This window comes from Pseudoalteromonas mucoides, from assembly GCF_049257175.1.
Classification (GTDB): domain Bacteria; phylum Pseudomonadota; class Gammaproteobacteria; order Enterobacterales; family Alteromonadaceae; genus Pseudoalteromonas.
Window position 1 is genome coordinate 90,647 of the sequence record NZ_JBMMUC010000019.1, and the last position, 19,727, is coordinate 110,373.

At 41.8% G+C, this 19,727-nt stretch carries 21 protein-coding genes; 6 read left to right on the forward strand and 15 right to left on the reverse strand.

What is annotated here, in order from left to right; genetic code table 11:
• Nucleotides 1-82: 82 nt before the first annotated feature.
• On the forward strand, nucleotides 83-913 hold the full coding sequence (purU, locus tag AAEU30_RS18540; RefSeq protein WP_421961811.1) for a formyltetrahydrofolate deformylase: 831 nt from the start codon (nucleotides 83-85) through the stop codon (nucleotides 911-913).
• Between the two features lie 54 nt (nucleotides 914-967).
• Here the strand turns inward: purU and AAEU30_RS18545 are convergent, their stop codons facing one another.
• Entirely contained in the window at nucleotides 968-1,621 is a 654-nt protein-coding gene (locus AAEU30_RS18545) for a response regulator transcription factor (protein ID WP_421961812.1), read from the reverse strand.
• 97 nt (nucleotides 1,622-1,718) lie between these two features.
• A complete protein-coding gene (gene acs / locus AAEU30_RS18550) occupies nucleotides 1,719-3,659 on the reverse strand; it encodes an acetate--CoA ligase (protein WP_421961813.1) in 1,941 nt (646 codons plus the stop codon).
• A gap of 295 nt (nucleotides 3,660-3,954) precedes the next feature.
• Here acs and AAEU30_RS18555 point away from each other — a divergent pair, with 295 nt between their 5' ends.
• A complete protein-coding gene (locus AAEU30_RS18555) occupies nucleotides 3,955-5,121 on the forward strand; it encodes a DcaP family trimeric outer membrane transporter (protein WP_421961814.1) in 1,167 nt (388 codons plus the stop codon).
• Nucleotides 5,122-5,316: 195 nt separating this feature from the next.
• Here the strand turns inward: AAEU30_RS18555 and recA are convergent, their stop codons facing one another.
• Nucleotides 5,317-6,363, reverse strand: coding sequence for a recombinase RecA (recA, locus tag AAEU30_RS18560; protein ID WP_421961815.1), 1,047 nt, complete (start codon nucleotides 6,361-6,363; stop codon nucleotides 5,317-5,319).
• A gap of 65 nt (nucleotides 6,364-6,428) precedes the next feature.
• Complete coding sequence (locus AAEU30_RS18565; protein ID WP_421961816.1) at nucleotides 6,429-6,920, reverse strand: CinA family protein; 492 nt, start codon at nucleotides 6,918-6,920, stop codon at nucleotides 6,429-6,431.
• A 21-nt stretch (nucleotides 6,921-6,941) separates the two neighbouring features.
• Between AAEU30_RS18565 and mutS the strand changes: the two genes are divergently transcribed.
• The gene (gene mutS / locus AAEU30_RS18570; protein ID WP_421961817.1) at nucleotides 6,942-9,512 is read left to right on the forward strand and encodes a DNA mismatch repair protein MutS; all 2,571 of its coding nucleotides are present in this window, start codon (nucleotides 6,942-6,944) and stop codon (nucleotides 9,510-9,512) included.
• Between the two features lie 80 nt (nucleotides 9,513-9,592).
• Here the strand turns inward: mutS and rpoS are convergent, their stop codons facing one another.
• From rpoS to AAEU30_RS18625, 11 genes are all read right to left on the reverse strand, one after another.
• Nucleotides 9,593-10,573, reverse strand: a complete 981-nt coding sequence (gene rpoS / locus AAEU30_RS18575) for an RNA polymerase sigma factor RpoS (protein WP_421961818.1) — start codon at nucleotides 10,571-10,573, stop codon at nucleotides 9,593-9,595.
• A 57-nt stretch (nucleotides 10,574-10,630) separates the two neighbouring features.
• Nucleotides 10,631-11,455 (reverse strand): peptidoglycan DD-metalloendopeptidase family protein, encoded by an 825-nt coding sequence (locus AAEU30_RS18580; RefSeq protein WP_421961819.1) that lies wholly within the window; start codon nucleotides 11,453-11,455, stop codon nucleotides 10,631-10,633.
• A 41-nt stretch (nucleotides 11,456-11,496) separates the two neighbouring features.
• Nucleotides 11,497-12,075, reverse strand: a complete 579-nt coding sequence (locus AAEU30_RS18585; protein ID WP_421961820.1) for a YqaA family protein — start codon at nucleotides 12,073-12,075, stop codon at nucleotides 11,497-11,499.
• Nucleotides 12,076-12,084: 9 nt separating this feature from the next.
• Complete coding sequence (locus AAEU30_RS18590; RefSeq protein ID WP_421961831.1) at nucleotides 12,085-12,723, reverse strand: protein-L-isoaspartate(D-aspartate) O-methyltransferase; 639 nt, start codon at nucleotides 12,721-12,723, stop codon at nucleotides 12,085-12,087.
• On the reverse strand, nucleotides 12,713-13,477 hold the full coding sequence (gene surE / locus AAEU30_RS18595; RefSeq protein ID WP_421961821.1) for a 5'/3'-nucleotidase SurE: 765 nt from the start codon (nucleotides 13,475-13,477) through the stop codon (nucleotides 12,713-12,715). Before surE ends, AAEU30_RS18590 begins: the two co-directional genes overlap by 11 nt.
• A complete protein-coding gene (gene truD / locus AAEU30_RS18600; RefSeq protein WP_421961822.1) occupies nucleotides 13,478-14,506 on the reverse strand; it encodes a tRNA pseudouridine(13) synthase TruD in 1,029 nt (342 codons plus the stop codon). It abuts the gene before it with no gap.
• Nucleotides 14,503-14,985, reverse strand: a complete 483-nt coding sequence (gene ispF / locus AAEU30_RS18605) for a 2-C-methyl-D-erythritol 2,4-cyclodiphosphate synthase (protein ID WP_087531027.1) — start codon at nucleotides 14,983-14,985, stop codon at nucleotides 14,503-14,505. Before ispF ends, truD begins: the two co-directional genes overlap by 4 nt.
• Entirely contained in the window at nucleotides 14,982-15,683 is a 702-nt protein-coding gene (gene ispD, locus AAEU30_RS18610; RefSeq protein ID WP_421961823.1) for a 2-C-methyl-D-erythritol 4-phosphate cytidylyltransferase, read from the reverse strand. Before ispD ends, ispF begins: the two co-directional genes overlap by 4 nt.
• Nucleotides 15,673-15,963 carry a cell division protein FtsB gene (ftsB, locus tag AAEU30_RS18615; RefSeq protein ID WP_421961824.1) on the reverse strand — a complete coding sequence of 97 codons (291 nt, stop codon included), beginning with the start codon at nucleotides 15,961-15,963 and terminating at the stop codon, nucleotides 15,673-15,675. Before ftsB ends, ispD begins: the two co-directional genes overlap by 11 nt.
• A gap of 71 nt (nucleotides 15,964-16,034) precedes the next feature.
• Entirely contained in the window at nucleotides 16,035-16,652 is a 618-nt protein-coding gene (locus AAEU30_RS18620; protein ID WP_421961825.1) for a hypothetical protein, read from the reverse strand.
• 63 nt (nucleotides 16,653-16,715) lie between these two features.
• On the reverse strand, nucleotides 16,716-17,192 hold the full coding sequence (locus AAEU30_RS18625; protein WP_421961826.1) for a DUF2947 domain-containing protein: 477 nt from the start codon (nucleotides 17,190-17,192) through the stop codon (nucleotides 16,716-16,718).
• 60 nt (nucleotides 17,193-17,252) lie between these two features.
• Here AAEU30_RS18625 and AAEU30_RS18630 point away from each other — a divergent pair, with 60 nt between their 5' ends.
• From AAEU30_RS18630 to AAEU30_RS18640, 3 genes are read left to right on the forward strand one after another with little or no spacing between them, the layout of a single operon-like run.
• Nucleotides 17,253-17,492, forward strand: a complete 240-nt coding sequence (locus AAEU30_RS18630; protein WP_421961827.1) for a DUF1653 domain-containing protein — start codon at nucleotides 17,253-17,255, stop codon at nucleotides 17,490-17,492.
• Between the two features lie 50 nt (nucleotides 17,493-17,542).
• Nucleotides 17,543-18,391 (forward strand): AAA family ATPase, encoded by an 849-nt coding sequence (locus AAEU30_RS18635; RefSeq protein ID WP_421961828.1) that lies wholly within the window; start codon nucleotides 17,543-17,545, stop codon nucleotides 18,389-18,391.
• 1 nt (nucleotide 18,392) lies between these two features.
• Complete coding sequence (locus AAEU30_RS18640) at nucleotides 18,393-19,580, forward strand: vWA domain-containing protein (RefSeq protein ID WP_421961829.1); 1,188 nt, start codon at nucleotides 18,393-18,395, stop codon at nucleotides 19,578-19,580.
• The last annotated feature ends 147 nt before the right edge of the window (nucleotides 19,581-19,727 follow it).

The window sequence follows — 19,727 nt, forward strand, 5'->3', positions numbered from 1 at the left end:
CAATTACTTGATAAAGCGCTTGCAATAGTGGTCAATTAACAAATAATGGAGGCTTGGGTTCACGGGATTTGAATGAGGAAAAATGAACACGATTCTAACTACGCAATGTGCGGATGATGTAGGCTTAATAGCTAAGATCACTGGGCTTTGTCACGAACATAATTTAAATATTACCCGCAATAACGAATTTGTAGATAAAGACGCAAAACGTTTTTTTATGCGTACTGAGCTTAGCGACCAACCAAATAGCGAATTTTTAACCCAGCTTGAAGGCCTGCTGCCTACTGGCGCAAAGGTTACTTTGCACAACAACGAGAAAACCAAAGTTGTGCTGCTTGCCACCAAAGAAGCCCATTGCTTAGGAGGCGTTTTACTCAAACAGTTTGAGCAAGCCCTTAACATTGAAGTGCTTGCTGTAATTGCTAATTACCCAGATTTAGCGCCTTTAGCAAAAGGCTTTAATGTTCCGTTTCATGTTGTTAGCCATGAAGGACTAAGCCGTGTAGAACATGATAAGCAGGTGGGTGACTTAATTGCCAGCTACAACCCCGATGTTATTGGCCTTGCTAAATACATGCGTATTTTAAGTCCTGAGTTTGTTGGCCGCTTTGATGGTAAAATCATTAATATTCATCACTCATTTTTACCCGCTTTTATTGGTGCAAAACCGTACCACCAAGCATTTGAACGAGGTGTAAAAATTATTGGTGCAACAGCGCATTTTGTTAATAATGAGCTCGATGAAGGGCCTATTATCATGCAAGACGTCACTCATGTTAATCATGCCAATACCGCAGAAATGATGGCTAAGATGGGGAAAGATGTTGAAAAAACAGTGTTTTGCAAAGCACTGCAATTAGCGTCTGAACATAAGTTATTTATCAACGGTAATAAAACTGTCGTGTTTAGCTAGGTAATAGGTTTGATCTAGAAATGAAGAGGCTATTTGCCTCTTTATTTTTGAAGGTTAAGACGCTGACTCAATCGGTTCTAGTTGTAATTTTGCTGCAATGAGTACAGCTTGAGTACGATTATATACGCCTAGTTTTCTAAATATTGCTGTAATGTGTGCTTTTACTGTTGCCTCAGAAATATGTAACTCGTAAGCAATTTGCTTATTGAGTAAGCCTTCATGTAAGTATTGTAATACTTTATATTGTTGTGGCGTCAAAGATGCCACTTGTGCGGCGATTTCTTTATCTTCGCCTTTTATGGTCTCGACTTTGTCTTTAAGCTCTACAGGGAGCCATACATCGCCATCAAGTATTTGATTTATTGCCCCAGCAATGTCTTCTGACGACGATGACTTAGGAATAAATCCCATCGCACCATAACTCATTACTTTGGAAACAATATTGATATCTTCACTACCTGAAACCACCGCAATAGGTAAACTTGGGTAGTCTTCACGGATACGAATAAGGCCGTATAAATCGCCATTGCCTGGCATGTGTAGGTCTAGTAGTAAGATGTCTAGATCTTCTTGTTCGCTGAGCACTTGAAGTGTGGTATCAAAATCTTCTGATTCAAAAACTTCTAAATCAGCAAATTTGCTACTTAACGCCCCTTTTAGTGCTTCACGAAATAACGGGTGGTCATCCGCTATTAAAAACTGACTCATGGTTCACTCCTAATAAATTCGGCTGTCACCTATCGAATAGCTGACAGCCGATATACTACGTTTAGAATCAACTTCTAATCAAGTTTTTAACGCATATTTAACGATTTAATCGGTTCTCGATTAACTCATCAACCACGCTAGGATCTGCAAGCGTTGAGGTGTCACCTAGTTGTTGGTGCTCATTTGCTGCGATTTTACGTAAAATACGACGCATAATCTTACCTGAACGAGTTTTTGGTAAACCTGGTGACCATTGAATCATATCAGGTGAAGCTATTGGGCTTAGCTCTTTACGAACCCAGTTACGCACTTCTTTGGTTAATTCATCACTTACAGTTACTCCTTCATTCGGAGTAATATAAACATAAATACCTTGACCTTTTATGTCATGAGGGAAGCCAACAACAGCGGCTTCTGCTACAGCTTCATGAGCAACTAACGCACTTTCAATTTCCGCAGTACCTAAACGATGTCCTGATACATTTAGTACGTCATCAACACGTCCGGTGATCCAGTAATAACCGTCTTCATCACGACGACAACCATCACCTGTAAAATAAACACCAGGGTATGCTGAGAAATAAGTTTGTTCAAAACGTTCATGATCACCATAAACAGTACGCGCTTGTGAAGGCCAGCTATCTAAAATGACTAAGTTACCATCTACAGCGCCCTCTAATGTATTACCTTCAGCATCAAATAGTGCTGGAGCAATACCAAAAAATGGACGAGTCGCTGAGCCTGGCTTCATATCAGTAGCACCTGGAAGTGGCGTGATCATTATACCGCCAGTTTCTGTTTGCCACCAAGTATCCACAATCGGACAGTTACTCTTACCTATATTTTCGTAATACCACGACCATGCTTCTGGATTAATTGGTTCACCCACCGAGCCTAAAATACGAAGGCTATCACGGTTAGATGTAGACGTTGGCTCATCACCTTTAGCCATAAGTGCGCGAATCGCCGTAGGTGCGGTATAAAGAATGGTTACACCATGCTTATCAACTACTTCACCCATACGTCCTGCTGTAGGATATGTTGGCACGCCTTCAAACAATACTTGTGTACAACCGTTCACTAACGGCCCATAAGCAATGTAACTGTGACCTGTGATCCAACCCACATCAGCACTACACCAAAATACATCATCTTCTTTAAGGTCAAATACATATTCATGCGTCATTGATGCATATACTAGGTAGCCACCAGTTGTGTGTACAACACCTTTAGGTTGACCCGTTGAGCCAGATGTATACAGAATAAATAGCGGGTCTTCTGCATTCATTGGCTCTGGCGTGCACTGTGCTGGCACATCAGCAACTAAATCATGCCACCAAACATCCTGCTCATTCCAATCAACTTCACCACCTGTAAGCTGATGAACAACAACATGCTCAATTGTAGTTACCGATTCTTGCGCAACCGCTTCATCAACATTCGCTTTTAACGGTACTGTGTTACCAGCGCGTCGGCCTTCATCTGACGTAATAACAATTTTAGCGCCAGAATCCTTAATGCGATCAGCAATTGCTGATGGTGAAAAACCACCAAATACCACAGAGTGAATTGCCCCTAAGCGAGCACATGCTTGCATAGCATAAACAGCTTGTGGTGACATAGGCATATAAATCGCAATACGATCACCTTTTTGCACACCTAAATTTTTAAGGCCATTTGCAAATTTAGCTACTTCATCATGTAATTTTTGATAGCTAATATGTTCACTTTGTTCTGGATTATCACCTTCCCAAATCAATGCAGTTTTATCTGCTTTGGTTGCAAGGTGACGGTCAATACAGTTATAAGAGGCGTTCAGTTCGCCATCTTCATACCACTTAATATTAATATGCCCTTTATCAAATGAGGTGTTTTTTACCTTAGTGTAAGGAGTAGACCAATCAAGGCGTTTACCATGCTCTGACCAAAAACTTTCTGGATCATCAATCGATTGCTTGTACAGTGTATTATAATTATCGTTATCAACTAAGGCTGCATTCTTGATATGTGCAGGAACTGGATAGATACTTTGTGACATAGTCGTCTCCATTTGTAATTACTTGCCAAAGGCCTACCTCAAGGATCACTCAGCATGGCTGATGAAAGTATTAGACCTTAGTTGTAATACTATTTTATAAACTATCGGTTAAGGCTAAATTAGCGCTTACTATTTTAAAACTTTTAATAACATAAGATTAACAACCTTGTTTTTTCAAGTCTACTGTTGTCAAACATTAGTCTAATAGACCAATAGGTAATTGAGTAAAAAGCGTACATCATCAAAAGTGACATTATTAGAATGTATAACAACTGCACCGAATAGGAAACCAACCATGACAACACAAACAACACTAATAAGATCCCTCACCGCAACCGCTGTTTTATGCGCACTGAGCACGACAACACAAGCTGCCACAATTGGTGACACAGACATTAATTATGGCGGTTACGTAAAAATCGATGCAATGTGGAGTGATTATTCAGCTGGTGCTCCTGCTGGAACAAATGTAGGGCGTGACTTTTATGTACCAAGTACATTAACAGTTGGCACCGACGACGACTCTGATGCTGTATTTGATATGCACGCACGCCAGTCTCGTTTTAATTTTGGCACATCAACACTCTTAGACAATGGCAAAACTATAAATAGTAAAATCGAAATAGATTTTTTAGCGTCTGCTGCTGGTGGTAATGAACGCGTTTCTAACTCATACGCGCCACGTATTCGCCACGCTTTTATTTCTTATGATGGATGGTTATTTGGTCAAACATGGTCAAACTTCCAAAATGTTGGTGCACTGCCTGAAACACTTGATTTTGTAGGTCCAGCTGAAGGCACGGTGTTTGTGCGCCAAGCTCAAGTTAAATACACAACCGGTGCATGGTCTTTCTCGCTAGAAAACCCTGAAAGCACAGTTACAACACAAGGTGGTGCTCGCGTTGCAACCGATGACGCGTCATTGCCTGATTTTACAGCTCGTTACACAATGAACGCTGATTGGGGCCAATTTGTCGTTACAGGTCTAGCACGTCAATTAACATATAAACAAAATGGTATAGATGCTGATGAGACCTCATTTGGTCTTAGTGCATCAGGTAAAGTGAACCTCGGTAAAAACAACCTTAAATTTATGCTTACCCAAGGCAAAGGCTTAGGTCGTTACGTAGGTTTAAATGTTGCCCATGGTGCCGTATTAAATAGCGATGAACTCGATGCCATTGACTCAACCTCAGGTTTTGTTGCTTATCAGCATAATTGGAATAACCAATGGCGCTCAACATTCCTCTACTCGTTCTTCTCAGCTGACAATAACACTGATTTACTTACAATTACAGGTGACCCAACTGAATCTAGCCAAAGCTACAGCGCTAATATTCTCTATTCACCCGTTAAAAAACTAACCTTTGGTGCTGAATTTAAACACGCTGAACGTGAACTCGAAAGTGGCAATGATGGCGATATGGATCGCTTGCAGTTCTCTGTTAAGTATGCATTTTAGCCCTAACTTGCTAACTTGCTAACTTGCTAACTTGCTAACTTGCTAACTTGCTAACTTGCTAACTTGCTAACTTGCTAACTTGCTAACTTGCTAACTTGCTAACAAAGCATAAATACAAAAAAGCCGCTAAATTTAATTATTTAGCGGCTTTTTTAATCGTTAAGTGCGGGTCAAATCGCGCTTACTCTTTAATTTTTATAACTCGTCTTCTGCTATTAAGCCCGCGTCTTCACCGTCTTCCGGTTTAATTTCAGCTTTAAGCAAAAGCATATCACGCAATTTGCCTTCAATTTCATCTGAAATCTCAGGGTTCTCTTTTAAGAACTTAATTGAGTTAGATTTACCTTGGCCAACTTTACTGCCATTGTAGCTGTACCATGCACCGGCTTTTTCAACAATTTTGTGCTTAACACCCAAATCAATAAGTTCGCCATGCTTAGAAATACCTTCACCATACATAATGATGAATTCAGCTTGTTTAAATGGTGGTGCAACTTTGTTTTTAACAACTTTTACGCGAGTTTCATTACCAACAACTTCATCGCCTTCTTTCACAGAGCCAATACGACGAATATCTAAACGAACTGATGCGTAAAACTTAAGTGCATTACCACCGGTTGTCGTTTCAGGGTTACCAAACATAACACCAATTTTCATACGTATTTGGTTAATGAAAATACATAATGTGTTTGAGCGTTTAATGTTACCCGTTAGCTTACGTAATGCTTGTGACATTAAGCGAGCTTGTAAGCCCATGTGTGAATCACCCATGTCGCCTTCAATTTCAGCTTTTGGTGTGAGAGCAGCCACTGAATCGACAATAACAACATCAACAGCACTTGAGCGTACTAACATGTCACAAATCTCTAGCGCTTGCTCACCCGTATCTGGTTGAGACACTAGTAAATCATCAATATTTACGCCTAACTTTTGCGCGTAAACTGGATCAAGTGCGTGCTCAGCATCTACGAATGCACAGGTTTTGCCTTCTTTTTGTGCTTGAGCGATAACTTGTAGCGTTAAAGTTGTTTTACCTGATGATTCAGGACCATACACTTCAACAATACGACCCATAGGTAAGCCACCTATGCCTAAAGCAATATCGATACCTAGTGAACCTGTAGAAACAGCCTCAATGTCTAGTGCTTTATTGTCACCCAATTTCATGATTGAGCCTTTACCAAATTGACGCTCAATTTGAGATAAAGCTGCATCTAATGCTTTTTGTTTGTTATCGTTCATTTTGTTCTCCAAATCCGGCTAATGCAGACAAGTATACTGTATGAAATCACAGTATCAAGCTTATTTTATAAATTTATCTTCTCTATTACTTCTTTTAAAGCATAAACAATAGCTTGGGCCCGAACACTGGCTCTGTGGCCAAAAAACAATTGCTGACTTGGGTACTGTTTATTACCTATTTGAATGCAAAACCAGACAAGCCCGACTGGTTTTTCTTTTGTACCTCCACCAGGCCCTGCAACGCCAGAAACTGCAATACTAATATCTGCATTTGTGACTTTGCATGCGCCCGCTGCCATCTCTAGCACTGTTTGCTCACTCACAGCACCATATTCAGCCAACGTTGCAGCCGCTACTTTAAGTAAATCTTGTTTTGCTTGATTGCTATAAGTAACGAACGCACGGTCAATATAGGCAGAACTTCCAGGTGTATCAGTAAGCGCATAACTCACACCACCTCCAGTACATGACTCAGCGGTAGTGATCCATAAGCGTTTATCCGTTAAAATACCACCTAATTGCGCAGCAAGTGTTTTAATCTCTTGATGTAACTCCATATTCAGCCTTTGGGTAAATACATGTCGTTTGATCTTTATGCACCACAGACAATAAGTCAACAAACTCCGATGATGCAGCAGTATCTAAAAATAAAATCTGAGCATCGTGATATTTTATTGTTTTATCGAATGGGTGATTTCTACGAACTCTTTTTTGATGATGCAAAACGTGCCGCGCAGCTTTTAGATATCTCACAAACTCATCGTGGAAAAGCCGGTGGCGATCCTATCCCTATGGCCGGGGTACCGTATCATGCAGTTGAAAACTATTTAGCTCGATTAGTGCAAATGGGTGAATCTGTCGCTATTTGTGAACAAGTGGGCGACCCTGCAACCAGCAAAGGGCCTGTAGAGCGCAAAGTTGTTCGTATTGTCACACCTGGGACTATTTCAGATGAAGCCTTGTTACAAGAGCGCCAAGATAATTTACTTACCAGTGTATGGCAGAGTAAAAAAGGCCTTTATGGTATTGCCTATTTAGATATAAATTCTGGGCGTTTTAATGTTGTTGAAGTAAATACCGATGAAGCTTTTAGTTCAACACTGCAACGTTTAGCGCCAGCCGAATTACTCTACAGTGAAGATTTTACTAACGTACATTTAATAGAGCATATTAAAGGCATTCGCCGTCGCCCTGAGTGGGAGTTTGACCTTGACACAGCGCAACACCTTTTATGCGATCAATTTGGTACTAAAGATTTAGTCGGCTTTGGGGTTGATAGAGCCAAAGCTGCGCTAGTTGCTGCCGGTTGCCTAATGCAATACGTTAAAGACACGCAACGGATTGCCCTGCCTCATATTCGTGCAATCACGCTTGAGCATAATGAGCATGCTGTCATTCTTGATGCAGCAACCCGTAAAAATTTAGAGTTAACCGTAAACCTATCTGGTGGCTATGAGAATACCCTTGCACAAGTACTTGATAAAACTGCAACAGCGATGGGTTCACGATTATTAAAACGCCGAATTCATACGCCGATTCGTTCAAAACCAGAGCTCAACGCGCGCCTCAATGCCATTAGTGCAATTATTGATGCGCAGTTATGTGGTGAATTACACGAGTCGCTAAAGCAAATAGGCGATATAGAGCGTGTTATAGCGCGCTTAGCATTATGGACAGCAAGACCTCGTGATCTAACTCGCCTACGCGGTGCATTACAAGCGTTAAGCCCGCTGCATGCGTTATTAAATGACGCCAGTGACCCTCGCATTGCACAAATTATTGCCGACTCCCCAGCCTTGCCTGAACTGCAAGATTTATTAGAACGTGCCGTTATTGATAATCCCCCTGTACTGATTCGTGACGGGGGAGTTATTGCTCCTGGCTATAATAGCGAACTAGATGAATGGCGCGCACTTAGCCAAGGTGCTACAGATGTGCTTGATCAATTAGAATTACGTGAGCGCGAACGCACAGGTATTAGTACACTTAAAATTGGCTACAACAAAGTGCATGGCTTTTTTATAGAAGTAAGCCGTGCCAACTCACATTTAGTGCCAGCAGATTATATTCGTCGTCAAACGCTTAAAAACAACGAACGCTACATTATTCCAGAGCTAAAAGAGCATGAAGACAAAGTCCTCGGCAGCCAATCAAAGGCACTCGCACTGGAGAAGCAACTCTATGAGCAATTGTTCGAGTTTATCGCCCCGCACATAGAGCAGCTACAAACGATGGCAGGCGCCTTAGCTGATTTAGACGTACTCAATAATTTAGCTGAGCGTGCAATAGCTCTTAATTATGCAAAGCCGCAGCTTTGCGATAACGACGATATTAGCATTAAGCAAGGCCGTCACCCTGTTGTTGAGCAAGTAATGAAAGACCCATTTATTGCCAACCCCGTTGAATTAAATAACCAACGTAAAATGTTGATTATTACGGGGCCAAATATGGGGGGTAAATCAACCTATATGCGTCAAACGGCCTTAATAGTATTGATGGCTCATATTGGCAGTTTTGTGCCTGCAGATAGCGCGAAAATTGGTAATATTGACCGTATATTCACCCGCATAGGTGCAAGTGATGATCTCGCCTCTGGCCGTTCAACCTTTATGGTTGAAATGACTGAAACCGCAACAATTTTAAATAATGCAACTGCACAGTCACTGGTGTTGATGGATGAAATAGGCCGCGGTACCAGTACTTACGATGGTCTTTCACTAGCGTATGCAACAGCTGATCACTTAGCATCAAAAATTGCTGCAAAAACACTGTTTGCCACTCATTACTTTGAACTAACCGAACTGGCCGAGCAACAAGCTGGGCTGGTAAATGTGCATTTAGATGCGATTGAACACAATGACACTATCGCGTTTATGCACACCGTACTTGATGGCGCAGCGAGTAAAAGCTTTGGTTTACAGGTTGCCGCATTAGCTGGTGTACCAAAAGCGGTGATTAAGCAAGCTAAACAAAAGCTAAAGATGCTCGAAAATCATCAACCAGTAACCGCAGATATGAACACGCAACAAGCATCATTATTTGAAAGCGAACCAAGTGAGGTAGAGACTCTGCTGGCTGAAATCGATTTGGATAATTTAAGCCCACGCCAAGCGCAAGATTTACTGTATAAATTAAAAGCACTGTTGTAGTAATTGCAGATATTAAAAAGCCGAAGCGATAATCGCTTCGGCTTTTTAATTTATGTCTTAATGTTTAGATAATTAGAAACTTACGAAAACTGATCAAATAAACTGTCAGTACTTAACCCTTCGTGTTGCAAAATGTCTTTTAGTCGGCGTAATGCTTCAACTTGAATTTGGCGAACTCGTTCACGAGTCAAACCAATTTCACGACCTACATCTTCAAGTGTCGATGGCTCATAGCCGAGTAGACCAAAGCGACGGGCTAATACTTCACGCTGCTTAGGGTTAAGCTCACCGAGCCAGTCTACAATATGTTTATTAATATCATTGTTTTGTACTTCGCCTTCAGGGCTAAAGCCTTTTTCATCTGCAATAATATCAAGTAATGCTTTGTCGTTTTCGCCACCGATTGGCGTATCTACTGAGGTAATTTTTTCGTTTAGACGCAGCATTTTTGTGACATCTTCAACGGGTCTATCTAAACACTCTGCAATTTCTTCAGCGGTTGGCTCATGGTCAAGCTTTTGCGTCAGCTCTCTCGCTGTACGCAGGTATACATTTAATTCTTTGACTACATGGATAGGTAAGCGAATGGTACGCGTTTGATTCATAATCGCACGCTCAATGGTTTGACGGATCCACCAAGTAGCATAGGTTGAGAATCTAAAACCACGTTCTGGGTCAAATTTTTCAACCGCGCGAATAAGTCCTAAATTACCTTCTTCAATTAAATCAAGTAATGCAAGACCACGATTATTATAGCGACGGGCAATTTTTACAACTAAACGTAGGTTACTTTCAATCATGCGTTTGCGGGATGCTTCACAGCCTTTTAACGCTTTGCGGGCAAAAAACACTTCTTCTTCAGCACTCAATAAAGGAGAGAATCCAATTTCACCTAAATACAATTGAGTGGCGTCTAAATTTTTGGTTACCTCCTCTTTAGCGAATATATCATCTTCTTTATCGACTTCCTCTAATAATGCTGTAGCTTCTTCAACTACCACATCATCAAATTTTTCATCAGCCGCGGACTTCGTTTTTTCTACTTTTGCTGTGTTACCCATTAGCGTACCCTCAAGCAAATAAGTGATTATTCAATCACTGGTGTCAATACCCGATAGCTAAGGCAAGTATTTTTGGGGATTAACAGCTTTTCCTCTATAACGGATCTCAAAACGCAATGCCGTAACATCAGAATCTGAACTGCCAATCTCTGCTATTTTTTGCCCTGCTTTCACATTCTGTTTCTCTTTAACTAACAGCTTCGAATTGTGTGCATAAGCACTAAGATAATCATCATTATGTTTCAAAATGATTAAATTACCATATCCTCGAAGTGCGTTACCCGCATATACCACGGTCCCTTGTGCTGCTGCTAAAACAGACGACCCTTTTTTGTTAGTAATTTGTAGCCCTTTATAGCCATTTTCTCTAGTCGAAAAACGTTGTGTTACTTTACCTTTAGCAGGCCAAAACCAACGTACCTTTCTTGGGTTTAACTGACTAGTATTACTAACTTTTTTACTGGCTTGTTTTTGAACATACTCTCGTTGTTTTGGCTGATCAAGCTCTTTTTTTAATTTTTTGTTATTTTTTAGTTTCAATTTTGTAGACTTTTTGCTCGAATTCGTATATTTTTCCTGCTTTTTATTTTTTTCTGTAACACGAATAAAAGAGATCACTTGACCAGGATGAATAATGTAAGGGGCTGGTATAGCATTATTTTTTGCTAATGTTCGAAAATCTTGGCGGGCACTAAATGCTATAGAGTAAAGCGTATCTCCTTTTTTAACGGTGTACTTGTCCCCATTTATATTTATTCTGCTGATGTATGGTTTAACACTTGTATCCAAACTACTAACAGGTGCAGGGGCTTGGCGGGAAGAGCAAGCGCTGAGCAAAACACTCATAAATAAAGTAACATAGAACACATATTGTTTATTCATAGTGCTTTACCCTTAATTTCAAAAGTTGTAACTTTTAGCGGTTAACGTAATAAAAAGTAAGCAACGACGATTAAAATGACTAAGCCCCAGCCAAGTGCTTCAACGTATTGACGTAATTTTTGCTCCATTTTCACACCACCCCACTTCATTAGCGCCGCCACTAAAAAGAACCGGGCACCACGTCCTACTGCAGATGCCAGTAAAAATGGTAAAAAGGCCATATGTAAAAGCCCCGCACCTATGGTGAACACTTTATAGGGAATGGGTGAGAAACCAGCCAAAAACACCACCCAAACACCGTAGTTTTTAAACCACTCAAGGGCGATATCAAACTTGTCTTGCCAACCCATTTGGTTAATAAGCGGTTCAACCACAGGTTCAAATAACCAAAACCCCAACAAATAACCCAAAACACCACCAATCACAGATGCAATCGTAGTAAAGCTGGCAAAACGCCAAGCTTTGCTAGGTTGCGCAAGTGCCATAGGTGCTAACATTACATCGGGTGGTACGGGGAAAATAACGGACTCCGCAAAGCTCATTCCGGCTAAATAACGCTCTGCATGGCGATGTTTTGCCCACACTAATGCCATATCGTATAACTTAGTAAACAATTTCAAAGTGACTTCCTATTCAATATCACCAGGGACGAGTGGAACAAATCTCACTGGTGCAATTACATGTTGGGTAAATTTATTATCTTCTCTAACAACCATAATTAGTTGCTGTTGGTCATTGCCAATTGGGGCGATCATTACTCCTCCGTCGGCAAGTTGCTCGAGTAATGCTTGTGGAACGTGTGATGCAGCTGCGGTTACAATAATCCCTTCAAACGGAGCCTGTGATTGCCAGCCTTGCCAGCCATCTCCGTGTTTCATTGTTACATTGTATAAATCAAGCTTATGTAAACGCCGTTTAGCTTGCCATTGCAGCGCCTTTATACGTTCAACTGAACATACTTTTGTAAAGTTTTTAGCCAATACTGCAGTTTGATAACCCGACCCCGTACCAATTTCAAGAACTTTATCACGAACTCCAGCTAAACGCAGTAGCTCAGTCATACGCGCAACAATATAGGGCTGTGAAATAGTTTGCCCCTGCCCTATGGGTAACGCCGTATTTTGATATGCCTTGTGCTTTAGTACGTCGTCGATAAAGATATGCCTAGGAATAGTCGCAATCGCACTAAGAACCTGCTTATCCTCAACCCCTTCTCGCGCTAATAAATCAGCCAGAGCCTGAGCACTGCGAGTATAATTAGACAGCACCATTGATCTCCATTGTTTTAAGCCAATCGCCAACCGCTTGTATGCTTTCTTTAGCGGTCATATCAACACTTAAAGGTGTGACTGATGCATACCCATTATTGATGGCATAAAAATCTGTGCCATTACCGGCATCGCTTTCTGCACCTAACGTACCATACCAAAAAATATCGCGGCCCCATGGGTCTTGTTGCTTGGTCATAGTTTCAGCTTTGTGGCGAGCACCTAAGCGGGTTACCTGAACACCTTTTAGTTCACTCAATGGAATATCTGGTACATTAATATTTATAATTTGATCTTTTGGTAATGGATGCGAAGTGAGCTCTTTGATAATACTAACAGCCACCGCAGCCGCGGTTTCAAAGTAATTACCTTCTTTTGAGCATAGGGATACAGCCACAGCAGGCAAGCCTAAATGACGACCTTCGGTAGCAGCAGCAACCGTACCAGAATAAAGTGTATCATCACCTAAATTAGCGCCATGGTTTATACCCGCAACAACTAAGTCTGGCTTTTCATCTAGCAACTCATTAACACCTAAATGCACGCAATCTGTTGGTGTGCCGTTTACTGATATAAAACCATTTTCAAGCTTGGTCGCACGCAGAGGGTTCATCAGCGTTAAAGAATTACTTGCGCCACTACAATTACGATCAGGAGCAACGAGGGTGACATCTGCAATCTGGGTGAGTGCTTGATAAAGCACTGCAATTCCCTTCGCGTTTACACCATCATCATTACTCAATAAAATTTTCATTTACGCGTCCTTCTCTTTGTGTAATTTTGGGCTCGCATCGGTGTAATCCACCAGCTCACGTAACAGCGCGGTTGCAAAGGTGCCTTTAGGCAAACCAAAGCTTAATTTTATCGTGGTTTCATCAATTGTTTCTACCGCTAAATCTTGTGGTATTAAGCGCAACATTCTACGTTCGTTTTTAAGGCCCAGCTCACCAAGCCCTTCACACCACTCGTGATACGGTTCTAGCCATTTTTTCTCTTGCTCTGTTAAGCCTTTCTCGCTTTTACCTACCATAGGTGCCGACATCATAATATCGCCAGAGGCAAGCCGAGCAATATTTTCATCGCTGATGGCGTCTTCAAAAAAGGCGTTACTGCCACTGAGCATAAACACTTCACGATGCATGGTTTTAGCTAGGCCATGCTCGGCAACACGTAAATTAACGATTTGATTAAACACATAGGAGCGAGCCGCTGAAATAACCAAGCCACGTAATTTTTTATCACGAATACGCTCGCCAGCAAACATGCGCTTTGCCATATCGAGGTTATGCCCGCCATGGCCAAAACGTTGTTCACCAAAATAGTTAGGAACGCCAGCACGAACGGCATTAATTCTACAAAGAATATCTAACGGCTGTGTGACATTTCGCAGAGTAATTGTAAATTTATTACCCCTATGGCACCCCGTACGTAGTTTACGGTTATGTCGCTGCTGAGAAACAATAAACACCGAGTCGCTATTAAGCTCGGTAAAATCAATCTCTTTTTTTATTGGTACTGGCACGCTAAACCATTGGCTACACACGCCGTGGCGATCTTTCATACCAGCGTAACTGACATCACGAGGCGAAATCCCCGCTTTTTGCGCCAATAACTTAGCAACGTATTGGGTGTTTTCGCCTTTTTTTACGACTTGCAAACATACATGTTCACCATTACCAGTAAATTCAATACCAAGGTCTTCATCAACCATGAAATCTTCAGCCGTGGTTTTAAAATCCGCTTGAGATAATGGCTTACCATACAAATAATTTAATTCACTCATACTGAGAGCTTACTCATGATCACAACCGCATGGCTTGAAATGCCTTCTTTACGTCCTTCAAAACCCAGCTTTTCTGTGGTGGTGGCTTTAACATTCACTTGGCTAAGCTCGGCTTTTAAATCGGCGGCTAAGTTTTCACGCATAGCTTGTATATGAGGCAACATTTTTGGCGCTTGAGCTACAATAGTGACATCTGCATTACCGAGTACGTAACCTTGCTGCTTAGCTAAATCAACTACATGGCGTAATAAAATACGACTGTCGATATTTTCATATTCGCTGGCGGTATCTGGGAAATGTTTACCGATATCACCCATCGCAAGCGAACCTAAAATAGCATCGCATAATGCATGAATCGCCACATCACCGTCTGAATGAGCTAAAAACCCTTGTGGGTAAGCTATTTTTTCACCACAGATAGTTAGCGGGCCTTCGCCGCCAAATTTATGAACATCAAAGCCATGGCCAATTCTAATCATGATGCGTTCTCGCTGTGTTGTTTTTGGAGTAAAAAGTGGGCTAAATCTAAATCTTCGGGCGTGGTTATTTTTATATTATCGCTGCGTCCAGGCACCAACTTCACAGGCTTTTGTGCCCATTCAATTGCTGATGCTTCATCGGTAATTGTCACATTTTGTGCCAAAGCTTGTTGTAACGCATCGGTTAAATCATGGTATTTAAAAAACTGTGGCGTCAATGCCTGCCATAAATCATCCCGTGGTACGGTTTGCTCACTGTGGGTATCGCCACGCTTTATCGTGTCTTTTACTTTGGCGGCTAAAATTCCCCCCTCATCAGCACTAAGACACTGCTGTATTAAGCTATCGACATCTGCAATATTCACTAATGGTCTCGCCGCATCATGAACCAGTACCCAATCAGGTGGATTATCGGCAAGTGCCAACAAACCGTTTAAAACAGAGTCAGCACGTTCTTTGCCCCCACTGGCACGCTCAACTCGACTATCAATGTTTGGTATTTGTGCATAATAAGGGTCATCATCGCTAACCACCACGATAATTTTTTCAAGCTGCAAGAGTGCTGACAATTTAGCTAGCGTGTGCTCTAAAATAGTTTTACCTGCCAGTGAAATATACTGCTTTGGACCATTGTGCTTCATTCGACTGCCGACACCGGCAGCGGGGACAATTGCTATTATTGTAGGTTTATTTTTCATTATGTTGTTGCCCAGGTAATACACGGATAAATGTCTCACCTGGTTTGATCATTCCTAATTCGTTACGAGCGCGCTCTTCAACGCCTTCTTGACCTAACTTTAAGTCTTCAATATCAGCTTTAAGTACTTTATTACGCTTTATTAAATTGGCATTGGTATCTTGGTGGGAAGTAACCGCTGATTTTAACCGACTATAATCTTGCACACCATTGTGACCAAACCACAATCGGTATTGTACAAACAACGCTAAACAAAGTAGCGTGAATTGAAACAGCCGCATTAAACACTCCTTGGTTGTTGCTTTATCAGTTTAAATTAAAATACATATTAGAAGGCAACTGATATTAAGTTTTACTGAATATGAGGACGCTTCAAATTACGCCAGTTAATACTGCTGGCTAGCAGCATTTCTCTTAACGACAACACACGCGGCGCACATCGCTTATTAAAGCGCCACTGGTGGCCACAACAAGCCGCAGCCATTGTTGCTTTTGTTGGTTTTAGTAGCTGCGCGGTGTGCCCTTCAAGCGACTTACCTTGGCAATCAAACCAACCATGCTCATTACAATGAAGTTTATTGTCGCTTACTTGGTCGATGCTGTCTATTGCTACCCTAGTTTGATTGGCGTTTTCTAGCAATAACGGCACAATTAAGCCTAACTTTTTATACCGAGAATAAAAGTCAGCGAGATCGTCTTGATTTGGTTGCTTCGCTTTTTGTTTGTTTAGCCAACTACCATTTTGCGGATCAAGCACAAAAGGCACTTGGCCATTCACCACTCGGGTAGCTGCACGTTCGATATAATAAGGTAAGCTTTTTAGTAGAGCGCGTAAGCGTGTTTCACTTGGCTCAGCGACTAACCGTGTTATTTCCCGAGCATAAAACGCATTGCATAATTGAGCATATAACACACGTTGTGCATCAGATTGCCAAATATCAACTTGTTGTTCTGGGTTACTCGCAGTCAACGCTTCTACTCAATACTCCTAGATGTCTATTTTATAGCATAGTATTGACTGCTTTTTAAGCGTCTAAGCAGGCTTATTACCCAGCTTTGCATCACCGCTTTCTAAAAACTGCACAACCGCATCACGTTTTTTACCAAGTAATAAGCTGCCATCGGCTAAAAACATAAAGTTTTGCCAGTTACGCTTAAAAACCGCAAAACTGGTTTCAATAATGTTATCTCGCGCCATACAAAAATACACGGTAGTGTTAGCTTGCCAATCTAAGTGCGCTAAAATCTCTTCAGGCGGCTGCTCTGCTCCTTCTTCCCATGCAGCTTCCCAGTGAACTGTTTGAGTAAAGTTTTCATCTTTGCCACACCAATCGGTTTTGTCAAAAAAGTCTGGGTGATCATGCTCTCGGCTCACCATCGTGCTCCAAAGTACAGCTGCACGTTCATGACTCATGGGTTTTATTAAAGCAAGGTCTTGCTCTGATACGGGCGCATCTTGGTGGCGAAAAACCCACGCTTTTTTGTAATCATCTAACGGTATATAGTTCATAATAGTGGCAAATTAGTTAGCATTAAAAGTGCAAGCGCAAATTATACAAGAGATCAAAACATGACTACAGCAATAAAACCACTTTCCCTCAAATCAGGTTTATACCAACACTATAAAGGCCCGCAATATAAAGTGCTCCATGTTGCCACCCATAGTGAAACCGAAGAGCAACTGGTGATTTACCAAGCCCTCTATGGCGAGTATGGCATTTGGGCACGCCCATTGAGTATGTTTTTAGAAACTGTGAAAAAAGACGGTCAAATAATTCCCCGCTTTGCTTATCTTGGCGATGCCGAATAGTTATGGCATCATGTTAAAAATAACACTGCTCAGACCAGATAGGTATTTACGTGCAATTTAATTCTACTGATAACTACATCGCAAGTAACTCGTTAAAACAAGCGGTTAATGCGGCTATTTTGCTAGAAAAGCCACTGTTAATAAAAGGCGAGCCTGGCACAGGTAAAACCATGCTGGCCGAAGAGCTGGCGAAAAGTTTAGACACCACACTTATACAATGGCATATCAAATCGACCACCAAAGCACAGCAAGGCTTATACGAGTACGATGCGGTGTCACGTCTACGTGATAGCCAACTCGGTGATGAGCGAGTGCACGACATCGGCAATTACATTGTTAAAGGTAAGCTTTGGCAAGCCTTTACCTATGGCGAAGAGAATAATAAACGCCCGGTATTATTGATTGATGAAATAGACAAAGCCGACATTGAGTTCCCTAACGATCTACTGCTAGAGCTCGATAAAATGGAGTTTCATGTATATGAAACTGGCGAACGCGTAATTGCAAAGCAGCGCCCTATTGTGATCATCACCTCAAATAACGAAAAAGAGCTACCGGACGCATTTTTACGTCGCTGCTTTTTCCATTACATTGACTTTCCATCAAGTGACGAAATGCAGCAAATTGTTGATGTACATCACCCCGATGTAAAACAAGATTTAGTACGCCAAGCGCTTGAAGTATTTTTTGGCCTACGTGAAGTTAACGGCATTAAGAAAAAGCCATCTACCAGTGAACTACTTGATTGGCTTAAACTATTAATGGCCGAAGATATCGATGCGAAGACCTTGCATGACAAAAGCCAAAAGGGCGGTTTGATGCCGATGTTTGGTGCGCTATTAAAAAATGAGCAAGACATCAGCCTAATCGAAAAATTAGCCTTTATGAGCCGCCGTTAAGATGTTGATTGCGTTTTTCTTCAAACTGCGCGAATACCGCTTACCTGTGAGCATGCGCGAGCTGCTTGATTTAATCAACGCACTAAAAAAAGGCGCGGTATTTGCCGATGTTGACGGCTTTTACTATTTAGCCCGTACCATTATGGTTAAAGACGAAACTCACTTCGACCGTTTTGATAAAGCCTTTGCTGATTACTTTAGCGGCATTGCCGACCTCGACTTACTCGAAAGCTTAAAGCAGCAACATGACTTACCCAATGATTGGCTGCGCAAAGAGTTTGAAAAGCATTTAAGCGATGAAGAAAAAGCCCAACTCAAAGCCATGGGCGGCCTTGATGAACTAATGAAAACCCTAAAAGAGCGCTTAGAAGAGCAACAAAAGCGCCACGCTGGGGGGAGTAAATGGGTCGGCACCGGTGGTACATCACCCTTTGGCGCGTATGGCTATAACCCAGAGGGCGTGCGCATCGGCCAAGACGGTAATCGTAATCGCCGTGCGGTAAAAGTGTGGGATAAGCGTGAATACCGTAATTTAGATTCAGATCGTGAAATCGGCTCACGCACCATAAAACTTGCCCTTAAAAAGCTACGTAAATTTGCCCGTACGGGCGCAAGCGACACCTTAGATTTAAACGAGACCATCCGTGCTACAGCCAAACAAGGCGGTATGCTGGATGTAAAAATGGCTCCAGAGCGCCACAACGCGGTAAAAGTGTTGATGCTATTTGATATTGGCGGTTCAATGGATGATTACATTCACACCTGCGAAGAGCTTTTTAGCGCTGCTCATAGCGAGTTTAAACACTTGGAGTTTTACTACTTTCATAACTGTTTATACGAACATGTTTGGCAAGATAACCAACGCCGTCATGCAAACGTCATTGACACCATGACGTTAATCAACAAGTTCACCAGCGACTATAAAGTGATATTTGTTGGCGACGCCACCATGGGCCCCTATGAAATCGCCTACCCCGGCGGCTCTGTAGAGCACTACAACGAAGAGCCCGGCAGCACATGGCTTGCACGAATCACTAATCACTTTGATAAAGTCGCGTGGCTCAACCCACAACCGGTTGAACACTGGCGTTACTATCAATCCATTGATTTTATAAAACAGCTAATGGATAACCGAATGTACCCACTGAGTTTAGATGGGATCAGTAGAGCGATTAGGGAATTAACATAGATACGAGGTTATAGGGGCTAGGTACTTATATGGACTCCCTAAGTAAATCAACAAAAACTATCTTTAAAACAAGTATAGATGCGCGCTTATATACGGGCTTTATTGAGGAGCTACCTCGCCCTAAAATGTATTCGCACCAATAGGCAA

Excerpts from the sequence above, each read along its gene's own strand:
- AAEU30_RS18555 (WP_421961814.1), top strand. The coding sequence starts at position 3,955 with ATGACAACACAAACAACACTAATAAGATCCCTCACCGCAACCGCTGTT.
- recA (WP_421961815.1), bottom strand. The coding sequence starts at position 6,363 with ATGAACGATAACAAACAAAAAGCATTAGATGCAGCTTTATCTCAAATT.
- purU (WP_421961811.1), top strand. The coding sequence starts at position 83 with ATGAACACGATTCTAACTACGCAATGTGCGGATGATGTAGGCTTAATA.
- acs (WP_421961813.1), bottom strand. The coding sequence starts at position 3,659 with ATGTCACAAAGTATCTATCCAGTTCCTGCACATATCAAGAATGCAGCC.
- AAEU30_RS18565 (WP_421961816.1), bottom strand. The coding sequence starts at position 6,920 with ATGGAGTTACATCAAGAGATTAAAACACTTGCTGCGCAATTAGGTGGT.
- ftsB (WP_421961824.1), bottom strand. The coding sequence starts at position 15,963 with ATGCGGCTGTTTCAATTCACGCTACTTTGTTTAGCGTTGTTTGTACAA.
- surE (WP_421961821.1), bottom strand. The coding sequence starts at position 13,477 with ATGAAAATTTTATTGAGTAATGATGATGGTGTAAACGCGAAGGGAATT.
- AAEU30_RS18625 (WP_421961826.1), bottom strand. The coding sequence starts at position 17,192 with ATGAACTATATACCGTTAGATGATTACAAAAAAGCGTGGGTTTTTCGC.
- AAEU30_RS18640 (WP_421961829.1), top strand. The coding sequence starts at position 18,393 with ATGTTGATTGCGTTTTTCTTCAAACTGCGCGAATACCGCTTACCTGTG.
- ispD (WP_421961823.1), bottom strand. The coding sequence starts at position 15,683 with ATGAAAAATAAACCTACAATAATAGCAATTGTCCCCGCTGCCGGTGTC.
- truD (WP_421961822.1), bottom strand. The coding sequence starts at position 14,506 with ATGAGTGAATTAAATTATTTGTATGGTAAGCCATTATCTCAAGCGGAT.
- mutS (WP_421961817.1), top strand. The coding sequence starts at position 6,942 with ATGTCGTTTGATCTTTATGCACCACAGACAATAAGTCAACAAACTCCG.
- rpoS (WP_421961818.1), bottom strand. The coding sequence starts at position 10,573 with ATGGGTAACACAGCAAAAGTAGAAAAAACGAAGTCCGCGGCTGATGAA.
- AAEU30_RS18545 (WP_421961812.1), bottom strand. The coding sequence starts at position 1,621 with ATGAGTCAGTTTTTAATAGCGGATGACCACCCGTTATTTCGTGAAGCA.
- AAEU30_RS18630 (WP_421961827.1), top strand. The coding sequence starts at position 17,253 with ATGACTACAGCAATAAAACCACTTTCCCTCAAATCAGGTTTATACCAA.
- AAEU30_RS18580 (WP_421961819.1), bottom strand. The coding sequence starts at position 11,455 with ATGAATAAACAATATGTGTTCTATGTTACTTTATTTATGAGTGTTTTG.
- ispF (WP_087531027.1), bottom strand. The coding sequence starts at position 14,985 with ATGATTAGAATTGGCCATGGCTTTGATGTTCATAAATTTGGCGGCGAA.